Annotated in this window: 8 protein-coding genes and 1 riboswitch; of the genes, 1 reads left to right on the top strand and 7 read right to left on the bottom strand. The window is 37.3% G+C overall.

Annotated features, from left to right (window positions below; all coding sequences use genetic code 11):
• Window positions 1-12: 12 nt before the first annotated feature.
• Complete coding sequence (locus tag ACMGDK_RS08100) at window positions 13-2,946, bottom strand: SusC/RagA family TonB-linked outer membrane protein (protein WP_436807462.1); 2,934 nt, start codon at window positions 2,944-2,946, stop codon at window positions 13-15.
• Window positions 2,947-3,029: 83 nt separating this feature from the next.
• Window positions 3,030-3,126, bottom strand: a riboswitch (SAM riboswitch).
• Window positions 3,127-3,362: 236 nt separating this feature from the next.
• Here ACMGDK_RS08100 and ACMGDK_RS08105 point away from each other — a divergent pair.
• Window positions 3,363-3,779, top strand: a complete 417-nt coding sequence (locus tag ACMGDK_RS08105; RefSeq protein ID WP_436807463.1) for a type II 3-dehydroquinate dehydratase — start codon at window positions 3,363-3,365, stop codon at window positions 3,777-3,779.
• 154 nt (window positions 3,780-3,933) lie between these two features.
• On the opposite strand, the gene pckA is transcribed toward ACMGDK_RS08105, so the two are convergent.
• From pckA to ACMGDK_RS08135, 6 genes are all read right to left on the bottom strand, one after another.
• A complete protein-coding gene (gene pckA / locus ACMGDK_RS08110) occupies window positions 3,934-5,550 on the bottom strand; it encodes a phosphoenolpyruvate carboxykinase (ATP) (RefSeq protein WP_436807464.1) in 1,617 nt (538 codons plus the stop codon).
• Window positions 5,551-5,677: 127 nt separating this feature from the next.
• Window positions 5,678-6,583 (bottom strand): GYDIA family GHMP kinase, encoded by a 906-nt coding sequence (locus tag ACMGDK_RS08115; protein ID WP_436807465.1) that lies wholly within the window; start codon window positions 6,581-6,583, stop codon window positions 5,678-5,680.
• An 11-nt stretch (window positions 6,584-6,594) separates the two neighbouring features.
• The gene (gene fabD, locus ACMGDK_RS08120; protein WP_426047740.1) at window positions 6,595-7,470 is read right to left on the bottom strand and encodes an ACP S-malonyltransferase; all 876 of its coding nucleotides are present in this window, start codon (window positions 7,468-7,470) and stop codon (window positions 6,595-6,597) included.
• A 70-nt stretch (window positions 7,471-7,540) separates the two neighbouring features.
• Window positions 7,541-9,490 carry a LysM peptidoglycan-binding domain-containing protein gene (locus tag ACMGDK_RS08125; RefSeq protein ID WP_436807466.1) on the bottom strand — a complete coding sequence of 650 codons (1,950 nt, stop codon included), beginning with the start codon at window positions 9,488-9,490 and terminating at the stop codon, window positions 7,541-7,543.
• A 38-nt stretch (window positions 9,491-9,528) separates the two neighbouring features.
• Window positions 9,529-11,115: a bacillithiol biosynthesis cysteine-adding enzyme BshC gene (bshC, locus tag ACMGDK_RS08130; RefSeq protein ID WP_436807467.1), complete on the bottom strand. Its 1,587-nt coding sequence runs from the start codon at window positions 11,113-11,115 to the stop codon at window positions 9,529-9,531.
• A 13-nt stretch (window positions 11,116-11,128) separates the two neighbouring features.
• Window positions 11,129-13,066, bottom strand: coding sequence for a putative porin (locus ACMGDK_RS08135; protein WP_436807468.1), 1,938 nt, complete (start codon window positions 13,064-13,066; stop codon window positions 11,129-11,131).
• Between the last annotated feature and the right edge of the window lie 94 nt (window positions 13,067-13,160).

Below are 13,160 nucleotides of genomic sequence, written 5' to 3' on the forward strand. Positions count from 1 at the left end.
AATTTTAATAGGTTAAAGAGTCGCCTGAAGACCGAAAGTTATCGTTCTCATGGCGGGATATCTGTAATAGGTTGTTCCATCCAGTGCCTGTTCCGGATCCATTCCTTTATGCTTATAGAAGGTCAGAAGATTTTCTGCCTGAACATAAATTCTAAACTTTTTCAGGCCCAGCTTTTCAAAATAATCTGAAGGAAGGGTATAGCCCAGACTCACATTTTTAAGTCTTGCATAGGTTCCGGAATATAAAAATCTTGAAGAAGTGGAAGTCCAATTATTCGTTGTTGTACTTAATGCAGGAACATCGGTATTTGGGTTTTCCGGAGTCCATCTGTTCAGCATTTCTGCACTCCATGCACGTCCGCCAGCGCTTCCGTTAGACATTAATGATGTATAATCCGTATCAAGGATTTTTCCACCGATGCTGAATGTCAACAATCCCGATACATCAAAGTTTTTATAGGCAACACTTGTAGTAACTCCTCCCGTCACTTTAGGAAGTGCAGATCCCTGTACTGTTTTTGTTGCCTTTGCATATTCTGAGGTTGTTCCGTCCACTGTATTTCCGTTCGCATCCTGGTAGATATATCTCCACAAAGGCTTTCCATTGGAAGGATCAACGCCCATCCATTCAGGAATAAAGAAATCATAGATCGAACCGCCCACTTCCAGACGCTTTGTTCCGGTAATTACAGACCCTTTAGGAAGCTTTGTAATCTTATTGCTCAAAGTACTCAGGTTCACATCCACATTCCACTGGAAATTATCATTTTTGATTGGCGTTGTGAACAATGAAAACTCAAAACCTGTATTCTGTATTGTTCCGACATTAAACGGGAAATCACTGATCCCAAGGGATGGCGCAACCGGCATATTAAACAGAAGATCCTGGCTTTTTCGTTTAAAATATTCTACGTTACCTTTCACCCTGTTATTAAGAATGGCAAACTCAAGGCCTACATTTAAATTAAGATTGGTTTCCCATTTTACATCATTGGTCTGTACTTTTTCAAGTACAGTTCCCGGCTCGCCAAGATTATTATAAAATTTATATAATTCCTGATAAGCATAGTATAGTGAAGATCCATTAGGCCTCCTTAATTTATCATTTCCCTGACCACCATAACTTGCACGTAATGTTAGCTGATTAAAGACATTTAAATTTTTAATGAAATCTTCATTTGAAACTTTCCATGAACCTCCAACTGACCAGAATTTTCCCCATCGGTTATCTGCAAAGAACCTTGAAGAGCCGTCCGCCCTTCCAGATACTGATAAAAAGTAAGTATTGTTGAAATCATACTCCGCTCTTCCCAGGAAACTCAATAAAGAAAATTTATCCCTGTTTCCACTGAAGCTTCCCAACAAAGCAGCTGCATCAGGCTCGTAATAGTAAGGAAGAGAAAACTGGCTTCTGGAACCGGATATCGTCTGATAATCATATTTATAAAATTCCTGCCCTCCCAACACATTAAGGTGATGTTTCCCGAACTTCTTATCAAAAGTCAGAATATTACTTGTGGTATAGGAAAGCGTTCTGCTGTTTGATCTCGTTACAGAGCCTCCGATCTCACTCCCCTCTCCAACAAGTGGATTTGAATAATAATGACCGTTATAATTCACGAGATCAACTGAAAAGCTGGTTTTAAATTTCAGTTCCGGAAGGAAAGTAAAATCTAAAAATCCTTTTCCCGAGAAATTGTCTTCTTTATTTTCATTTTTATCTAAAGGAAGCGTTGCCGCTGCATTTTGATTCTGTAATGCACTTGTGGGCCTGTATTTCCCGAAATCATAAATTCTATTTCCTCCCGCATCCAGCACATAGCTTCCATCTGCATTTCTTTCATAATACGGATAGAAAGACGGAATAACTCTTGCTGCATTGATGATATTGTCGGTTCTGGAATCTGAAGACGGCGGGGCATTCTGGATACTGTTTGTATAACTTAAATTAACTCCTGCATTCAGCCATTTCTTTACTTCTGAATTAATTTTTAGCCTGGTTGCAAATTTTTGAAAGCCGGACTCTATAGCAATCCCTTTGTCATCAAGATATCCTAATGAAAAGAAATAATTACTTTTTTCGCTGCCTCCGCTGATATCAAAATCAACCTGACTTCTGGAAGCTGTTCTTTGAAGAATATCCCGCCAATCATCATTCCATAATGCTTTTGCTCCAGGGAGAAGCTTTCCGTCTGCTCCCACAGGATTTGGAAATCCGGTTCCGTAAGGATTTATCCCCAGAGCATTCACAAGATTATTACTTGCCATTTGCCCGGCCTGCTGGGAAGATATCTGTCCGGATTTGTATCCGTTTCTCAACGCTTCCCAATACAGCTGGAAATATTCATCTGTACTTACCTGCTTATAATCTTTTACCGCTCTGCTGGAAAATCCCTGACTGATATTAAAATTGATTCTTGATTCTCCCTTCTTACCGGATTTCGTTGTAATGATGATAATCCCGTTAGCTCCTCTTGAACCGTATAATGAACTTGCCGTAGCATCTTTCAGAACACTGATGGATTCTATATCATTCGGGCTGATGGAGTTGATATTTCCGTCAAAAGGAATCCCATCTACCACATAAAGAGGATCACTGGAAGCACTGATAGAACCTACTCCCCTTATTCTTACAGAAGCCGTTGAACCGGGTTGTCCGGAAGCACTTACAGCCTGAACACCGGGAACCTGGCCTTCCAGAGCTTTTGTAATATTGGTAACCGGTCTGTTATTGATCTTATCGCTGGAGATTGTGGCCACTGAACCTGTATAGCTTGTTCTTTTTGCTTTACCATAAGCAATGACAACCACTTCATCTATTTCCTTTTCGTTAATCGTATCTTTTTTCGGCTTTACTTCTTGTGCATTGACACTGAAGATTCCTAAGAAAAATACGGCAACCGGAGGAATCCAAATTTTAGAGTTAATTAAATTTTTACTAATCATAATCAATTTTATTTATCACATATTAAAAATTTGCCCTTTGCAGAAAAGACAGCAAAGGGCATCGATAAATACGATTAACCAAATGCTTATTTTTCCTTTAAAGGCTGAATGTAACACCTTGCTCGGGGCAGGTTGTTAAGATTTCACAGGGTCAGTTCCCTCCATCTTTCTTTATAAGCCGATCGAAATATGTTTACAAATCTAAAAACAATTAGTCTACAAAACAAGTAGACTTTAAAATTTATTATGAAATATTTTCAAAAATTAACTTAAAAACTTAATCAATGCTCGCTGTAGCAAACAGTTACAGAATTACGAAATAGCCAAACATGATAAATATCATTATAGATAATGCAATTTACCTAAAACTGAAAAAAAAGGTTCGAAAATAGAACTAAACTATTTAAATTTATAGAATGAAAGTTTTAATTGTAAATGGTCCCAATCTGAATCTTTTGGGCACAAGAGAACCTGAGATCTACGGAAGCATATCCATGGAGGAGTATTTGGAAAAATTAAAAACTGAATTTCCATCTCATGAATTAAGCTATTATCAGTCCAACATTGAAGGAGAGATTATCAACAGGTTACAGGAAGATGACTTTGATGCTTTGGTAATTAATCCCGGAGCCTATACTCATTATTCGTATGCCATCTCGGATTGTCTGAAAAATATCAGAAAACCGAAAATAGAGGTCCATATCAGTAATATTTACAAAAGAGAGGAATTCCGTCAGAAGTCTGTAACAGCAGCCAATACAGATGCAGTATTATCAGGCTTTGGAATGGATGGGTACAAGTTGGGGATTTTAAGCTTGAAAACAGTAAGCTAATAAGGACCTGGTACTTTAAAATGCTTCGATTCCACTAAGCATTTCTAAGACTAAATGTTTCGTTTTATGACTGGCAATAATATCGTTCTCAGAAAATTGAGATAATTTTAATATATAAATAAAAAGCCTCATCGATGATGAGGCTTTTATTGTATTAGATAGTCTGCTGCTGAAGCTGAGGTCCGGAAGCAATTAATTTCCTTCCTTCTTCAGTATCGCAGTACTGCTCAAAGTTTTTAATATATCTTGCAGCAAGATCTCTTGCTTTTTCTTCCCATTCTGAAGCATTGCTATATGTTTCTCTTGGATCCAAGATTCCTTCAGAAACATTCGGAAGCTCTGTAGGAATTTCAAGGTTTATGATTGGAACTCTGGTTTTAGGAGCATTTTCAATAGAACCGTCAATGATTGCATCAATGATCGCTCTTGTATCTTTCAGAGAGATTCTTTTTCCTGTTCCGTTCCATCCAGTATTTACTAAATAGGCTTTCGCTCCATGCTCCTTCATTTTACCAATCAATGTTTTAGAATACATTGTCGGGTGAAGAGTAAGAAACGCTTCTCCAAATGCAGGAGAGAAAGATGGTTCCGGTTCAGTAATTCCTCTTTCTGTACCAGCTAATTTGGAAGTATACCCGCAAAGGAAGTGGTATTGTGCCTGGTTTTCATCTAAAATAGAAACAGGAGGCAATACTCCGAATGCATCTGCAGAAAGGTAAACAATCTTCTTAGCATGTCCTGCTTTAGAAGGAAGAACAATCTTATTGATATGGTAAATTGGGTAAGATACTCTTGTATTTTCAGTGATAGAACCGTCGGTATAATCAGCGATTCCGTTGTTTACCACTACATTTTCAAGAAGCGCATCTCTTTTGATCGCTCTGAAAATATCCGGTTCTTTTTCTGCTGAAAGGTCAATTACTTTAGCATAGCATCCTCCTTCATAGTTGAATACACCATTGTTATCCCAACCGTGCTCGTCGTCACCGATCAGGAATCTCTTAGGATCTGCAGATAAAGTTGTTTTTCCAGTTCCGGAAAGACCAAAGAAAAGAGCTACATCACCATCTTCTCCAACATTGGCGGAACAATGCATAGAAGCCATTCCTTTCAATGGAAGGTAATAGTTCATCATGGCAAACATCCCTTTTTTCATTTCACCTCCATACCAAGTACCTCCGATGATCTGTAGTTTTTCAGTAAGATTGAACATAATGAAGTTCTCAGAGTTCAAGCCCTGAGCTTCCCAGTTTGGATTGGTTGTTTTGGAACCATTGATTACTGTGAAATCCGGCTCTCCAAAGTTTTCAAGCTCATAGTGAGACGGACGGATAAACATATTAGTAACGAAATGCGCCTGCCACGCTACTTCTACAATAAATCTTACTTTTAATCTGGTATCTGTATTGGTACCACAAAAAGCATCAACGACATAGATTTTTTTAGCTTCAGAAAGCTGGTTCAGCACTAATCCTTTACAAGCATCAAAATTTTCTGCTGTAGTAGGAAGGTTTACTTTCCCATCCCAGAAAATTGTGTCTCTTGTAACATCATCCTGAACTATGTATCTGTCTTTAGGTGAACGACCTGTGAAAATTCCGGTTTTTACTGATACTGCACCAGATTCCGTAAGTTCAGCTTTCTCAAAGCCTTGATTTTCAGGAGCTACCTCAGCCTGATATAACTCTTCGTAAGACGGGTTATAGACGACTTCATAATTCCCTTTAATCCCTAATTTTTCTAAATCCTGGATGATTTTAGCGTGTTTCATTTTACTTATATTTTCTATTTCTTTATTGGGCTCAACAAAATTAATATTAATTATTTGTTAAAGGTGGTTTAAATATAATGATATAAGTCAGAATGACAAATAAAAAAACGGGATTGTAAATTACTGATTATAAATTAATTATATCAGACCATTCAAAAACAGTATTGAAACCTTTTCCCCAAAAATAGTCCTTATAGCCGTGAAATTTGGCACTCATCACAAAATCTCCACCCCAGGCTCCCAAACTTTTGACAAAAACGGGACAGTCTGAAAAAAACTTCTCTTTAACTGTGGGTATTTCAAGGAATTCTGATATTTTTTGCTCATGAATCATCATCAGTTGAGAAAAATTTTCCAATTCTCTGCATAACAAAACTTTCTTTGTGATATCCGAAAATTCATCAACAAGGATTTGAGACTTTGGCTTCGACTTGTAAAAACTGATTCCTTCCCGGCTGTCCTGTTTCTGATTTAAATGGATAAAAATCAGTTCATTTTTAAATGATGGATTGAAATCTGCTTTTTCATAACTGATGTCAGGTTTACTTCGAAAAAGGACAGCGGATTTTTCTTTTGCAACCGCAATATCATAACCGCTTCCGCCCAGACTTATCCTGTTGAGGTGAAAAGGGTCAATATCTGCCCACTCCGCAAGGTTGGTCATTAGGGTAGAACTACTCCCCAGTCCGTAGTCTGCAGGAAATTGAAGATTCGTCTTCAGATGATAGGTAAAATTACTCTTGAATCTGAATTTAGAAAGCTGCTGAACATTTTTTAAGGTTTTCAGAATAAATTCAGCGCTTGAGAGAATATTGGCTTCGAGGATCTGCCAATTCTTATAATCAATGACAGCCTTCAGCCATAGTTTGTTCTGATGATAAGCTTCCCAAAAGATTAGGGATTCGCCATTGTCTTTTTCATCAAAAAAAAACTCTTGTCCAAGCTTGGTGGGTACCGCCAGGACAAGAGCTCCGTCTATCGCGAAATATTCTGAAGTAAGCATAAGCTTTCCCGGTGAAAATATTCCGCTCATATTTTTTTTAATTAGATTGCAGAAGCAACATCTACAGAACCGTCAATTTTCTTGATCAGTCCCTGAAGGGTTTTTCCAGGACCCACTTCTACGAAATTGGAGGCACCATCTTTGATCATATTCTGAACAGACTGTGTCCATTTTACAGGGCCTGTAAGCTGAGCGATTAGATTTTGTTTAATCTCCTCAGGATTGGTCACGGCTGTAGTTGTAATATTCTGGTATACCGGAATAGTTGCTTTTCTGAATTTTGTTGTTTCAATCGCAGCTGCCAGCCTTTCTTGCGCCGGTTGCATTAGCGGAGAATGAAATGCTCCGTTTACAGGAAGCAGCAATGCTCTTTTTGCTCCTGCTTCTTTAAGCTTTATGCAGGCTTCTTCTACTGCAGGTGTTTCTCCTGAAATTACCAATTGGCCGGGACAGTTGTAATTGGCCGGTACCACAATACCGCTGATCTGTGCACAGATCTCTTCAACTTTAGCATCTTCAAGACCTAAAATTGCAGCCATAGAACTCGGATTGGCATCACAGGCTTCCTGCATTGCTTTTGCTCTTTCGAATACCAGTTTCAGGCCGTCATCAAAGGATAAAACTCCATTGGCTACTAAAGCTGAAAATTCTCCTAAAGAATGTCCTGCAACCATTTCAGCTCCAAGACCGTTCACTGCTTTTAAAGCAGCTACTGAATGTATAAATATTGAGGGCTGGGTAACCTCTGTTTTCTTAAGATCTTCATCCGTACCGTTGAACATCAAGGTAAGAATATCGAAACCTAAAATTTCATTGGCAGATTCCATTAAGTCCTTAATGTCTTTTCTAGAATCGTACAATTCTTTTCCCATTCCTACGAACTGAGAACCCTGCCCAGGAAATACAAGTGCTTTCATGTATTGAATTAAATATTATGCAAATATAAAGATAATGTTAAAAATATCCTTTTAAAAAGGCATAAATCGGTTAAGGAACTAATCTTATCACACGGTATCCGGTATTTACGTAAGCTCCGTTTGCCTTAGATTTTACAAATTCGAACTTGGTAGCAAGCTGGGTCTGAACTTTATTCATCTGTTTAAAGATCTCTCCTTTTTTATTTTCTCTGGTCAGCATGTCATTCACAACATCAAAACCTACGATTGCATATTTTGGAGGTGTTTTACAGTATTTGCTTTTATAAGCAGCTAAGATTTCTTTCTCAAAACTACCTTCTGCATTAATCTTTCTGTCCATCAGATACACAAGGCTTGCCTGGCTCAGCTCATCTACTTTCTTCTCAAAAACAGGAGAATAATACATGCTGAATGCTTTTACTCCCTGTACTTCTTTGGAAAGAGCAATTGTTTTATTGGCAAAAGCTTCTCCGGCGGCATCGTTATCGCTGGCCAGAATTGCAATAACCGGAGCGGATTGTCCTGTCATCATATTCTTATCCAACTGAATTTCTGCAGGAGAATTCACCACCATTATATTTGGATTTTTAACGGCTTTTTCAAGACCTCCTTTAATGTAGTTTGCAATTTCTTTTTTGCTGTCAGCCACTACATATATTTTCTGATCCGAATAAACAGCTTTAACTTCTTCAACAATTTTATCTGCATAAGTCTGGTCATTGGTTTCAACAATGATCAGGTTATTATAATTGTACAGTTCAGGAGAGTTAGCAAAAGGTGCCACAACCGGAATTTTCTGGTTCTTGGTAAAATCAAGAACATCAATCACATTGGATTTAAAGAATGGGCCGATAATCAGATCTGTATTATCAGGATTGATCTGGGCCATTGAGTTTTTAAATGAGGCTTCGTTTCCAGAATCCACAATTTTAATATCAAGCTTCTGCCCGCCTCTTGCATTTCTTTCAATGGCTAGCTTAGCTCCGGTAAGGAAATCCAGCGCCATTGATCTGTACTGGGTTTCATTTGTACTGTATCCGAAAGGGAGCATTAAAACAACGCTTAATGCATCTCCGCTTTTCTTCACATAAGCCGGATCCTGTTTTTTAATCTTTAAAACCATCCCTGCTTTCAATCCTTTGGAAAGATCAGGATTCAGAGCAATCAGCTCATCAATTGAAACTCCGAATTTATTAATTATAGAGAATACAGTATCTCCCTGCTGAACGGTATAGGTAACGTAATCATCAGCCACAGCAGTTACAGTTTCTGTAGTAGATTTTTCGCTTCCTGAATCTATTTTTGTTTTCGGATTTACGGGTTCGGAAACCACGCCTGCATCCGTATTTGTTCTTTTTATTTTGATGGTTTCGCCTGGCTTAAGACCTTTTTCTTCCAATCCTGGATTTAAGGCAAAAAGTTCCTGCTGACTGATTCCAAACTGTTTTGTAATTCTGTAATAATTATCTTTTGACTGGATCACATATGCTTCTCCTTCTACTGATGTTGTCACTGCTGCGGATGTCTCTTTATGAGTTTCCGTTGGTTTAGTAACTACAGCCGCAGGAACAGCCTGTTGCTCTCCGCCATATTTTTTGATGCTTTCAAGAGGTAAAGTGATCTCATCCCCTATTTTCATGTGGGTATCAAGTTCCGGATTCAGCTTTCTTAAGTCTGTTTCAGAGATACGGTATTGTTTGGTAATTCCGTAAATGGTCTGTTTAGGCTGAAGAATAATTTTTCCAACCTGGGCATTTGAATGGCTTGGTTTTGCTTTTTCTACAACTGCAGGTTTGGAAACCGGATCAGTATGCTTTTCAGCTCTCACTTTAACCACGTCTCCTATTGCCAGCTTACCGTCTTTGAATTTTGGGTTCAGCTTTAACAGTTCGTCTACAGTAATGCCGTATTTTTTTGCAATATTATAAGGATTGTCTCCTTTTACAACGGTGTGTGAGTTCTGGGCAGACATCCCCAAAACCATACATAAACTGGACAAAATAAAAAACCTCTTTATCATACTCGATAATTATAATTTACAAAAATACTTCTTTAAAATTAAATGGCAACAATTATTAATTTGGATTCTTGAACCACCATTTCTTCCCAACAATTTTCAAGCCATGAATAGCCATAGTCTGAAAAGAATACGCTAAAGTTATAGACTCTTTCCTGCCATGTTTTTGAAGGATGAACATCTAAAAACAGGTTTTCCAGTCTTTCAAGCAGCTCGCCCTGTTTAATTTTTTCGGCATGCAGCAAACGTTTTTTCATTCTTTTAAATGATTTCAGCTGTCTTACTTCTTCTGCTTTTACCATATTTCCGAAAGAACGTTCTGTAGTTTCTGCTATCGATTTCAGTTCGGAAAAGTTTTTCTCTAAAAGTATTTCTTTTTCTTCCAGTAGCGATAATATATTGCTCTCTTTTAAAATTTTCTGATTGGTAATAGCCGTAAAGTTTTCAAAGAAATCCTTGATATTAAGATTCAGTTTTTCAATTTTCCCAACTGTTTTTTCTTTAATGAAAAGCATGGAATTCCTTGGAATCAAAACAGGAAAAGGAATATTAACTGCTTCAAAGTAGTCTTTAAGTTCCAGCCAGTACATAATCTCAGCATTTCCTCCGATGTATGCTAAATTGGGAAGCACTTTTTCCTGATAGACAGGACGCATTAAAGCATTCGGACTGAATTTTTCCGGATGATTTTCCAGCTCCAGAAGTATTTCTTCCCGCGTAAATCTTTTATCAGTGTCTACTACTATATATTTTTCACCATCAAAATCGATTCTGTCTCTTGTTTCGGAAAGATAAAAAAGATTGATATCACGTGGATTAACCTGTACTTTTCCATATTTCTCCGTTAGAAAATCTACTTTTTCCTTTGAGCTTTTCTGCAAGCTGGAATTCAGCAGTTCATCTTTGAAAATATCCTTGATCTGGTTTTTAAGTTCTTTGGAATCACCATCGATAATCAACAGTCCAAATTCAGAAAAAAGCCTGTTCACTAAAATTTTAATGGCCTCTGTCAATGTATTGCCGAGTTTATATGCTTCTTTCATCATCAAAATCAGCTCTGTCCCGAATACGGAATCTTTAAATTCTTTTTCAAATTCAGAAATAAAGAATGTATCGCTGATCGTTATCCTGCCTACCGGACCGCCGGATTTCTCGTTGATCTCGTAATAATTATGCTCGGTTTTAAAATGGTTGATTTCTGCAAAATCATGATCTTCGGAAGCCATCCAGTATATAGGAACAAAATTAAAATCCGGAAAGTTTTCTTTCAGGTAAGTACATGTTTTAATGGTCTGTAAAATTTTATAGACAAAAAAAACAGGTCCGGAAAACAGATTTAACTGATGTCCGGTAGTTATAGTAAATGTGTTGGGTGACTTCAGGTTTTCCAGATTTTCTTTCTGTTTTGAAGAAAGGGTAAGCTCTGAAAGTTGTGTTTCCAATACATTGGCTAAGATTTGTCTTTGATCCTGTGTAAAAGAATTCTGTTTGAAATGAAGCTGATCTTTAAAGTGATCTAAAGAAAAGGTGTTTTTTTCAAAGCCCTCAATTTTTTGATTCAGAAAATCTTTTACCAATTGAGGAATGCTTTCTATATCATTAAATGATATCTTATTTATTGTTTTCAACGCTGTTTTGCTTTTAGTTGAACAAATACCACACAATACCAATGTTTAATCTGAAATCATAAACCGGATAATGTGGAAATGCGTATGCTTTATTGTTGGAAATTAACGTTCCTATCTGCTGCCCTTCTACATAGAAAAACATTTTTTTAACCTTCATATTAATATAAAGATCTACAATAGGCTGTCCTCCGATAGAGAATGAATTTGCATCAGGAAGAATATATTCGTTTAAAATAGGGAAATAATCTCTTGAAGCAAATTTTGAGAAATAATAGACCTTCAGCCCTGCCTGAATTTCTGCTGCTTTTTTAAATGCCTGGCTTTGGAAGAAGAAATTGGCTCTTCCTATAAAACTTGGCATTGGTAGCAACTCTTTATTCGTCAGTGCGTTTTGGAAATGCAGCCTTGTATTAAGATGGAATTTTCCATAACTGAATGTAGCGTCTCCTCCGATCTGGGAAATGTTCAGCGGGTTGCTGCTCTGTGCCGGCGTTCCGTCAGCATTGAAATAAGTGTAATTATCTATTCTGAAATAGTTGGCAAAAATCTCTGTTTTGAACCATTTTAGATTAATGCTCCCTCCGATCTCTGTAACAGTCTGATTTTTGGCATTTTCCAGATAATAATTGTATTTATTGTAAACGGAAGTATTTAAAAGATAATTAAATGATGGATAAGCACTCTGGAAGTTTACTTTTGCATTTACAAAATAATCTTTTACCGGCTCAAACTTTATGTTATTGGCAGTTCTCAGATAGCTCCCGAACTGGCTTCCATTAGAAAATTCTAAAAAGGACTTCAACTGGAACTTGTCCCAAAGTTTAATCTGTAAGTTTCCAACGGCTCCGATCCTGTTTTCTTTAAACTCACCCGGAAGAGCTGTACCATTTACTGTATTAATGTCTCTCACTCCGAATTTCAGCATCTGATAACGTACCCCACCATCAAGCTTGAATTTTTCATTATCGAAAACAAGGCTGACAGTATTGCTGAAGTTATCTGAATATTTTTTTGTAGTAAGGGGGAAACCGTTAGTTAATTCTGAAACGTTATCATACCAGTAGGGTTCTACTGCTCCCTGATTGTAAAAATATTTATTACCCTGATGAGACAAAGTATGTCTTATACTGAATGGAATTTTTTCTGAATTGAACGGCGTGAACTGATGGCTCAGAAAATATCTCCTGTACGAATATTGAGAGCTGGATGAAGCCAGATTGACCTGGGCATTTTGTCTGTTTTTATAATTGCTGTCACCACTCTGAAAAAGATCATCTTCTGTGATTCCGCCACTTTCCTGGTTGTTGACATTCTGGTGAAGGTAATGAGCAAACAATTCATAATTTCCACTCTTGGAAACATAATGCCCCGAAAATAAAGTATTATTATTGGAAGCCAATGAATTTCTATAAAACCCCTGGGAACGAAGCCCCATATATTCAAGGGCAAAATTGAATCTTTTCCCAATATTCTGGGTATAGGTAGATTTCAATGCAGCTCCATTCTTCATGGCAGTATGATAGATGAAAGCGGCTGTAGGTGTTTTTACATCATAGTATTTCACATCATCAGCAGCTATAATCATATAGGCTTTATTGGAAGGAAGCAAAGAGAGGTTCTGCTCCGGATTCACTTCATACACCAAAGGATTGAATCCTGCCCCTATATTGGCTACCTGAGCTCTTCCAAAGTTGTCTGTATTGTTATACTGTGAAAAGATATGGGTCTTATCAAACGTCATCACGGTATCAAAAATCTTCTTTTCAGAAAACTGGGTCTGATACTGATAATCATTAATAGTAGGTTTAAAGATTTTAAGTGAATCTTTTTTTCCTGTGTCTATGACAAGGGTGTCTTCTTCTTTTTGCTGGCTCTTGATATCTGTTTTATTGACTACCTGGGCCTTCGCTACAAAACCGAAGAAGATTATTATAATAAGGATGTACTTCATTATTCATTTTTGTATGGCAAATTTAATAAAAAAAGCGGTCTCAATTTTGAGACTGCTTTTTATTTGCATAAAAAAGAGACTGCTTTTTAAGGAC

It is taken from the genome of Chryseobacterium hilariae (genome assembly GCF_051400735.1).
GTDB lineage: Bacteria > Bacteroidota > Bacteroidia > Flavobacteriales > Weeksellaceae > Chryseobacterium.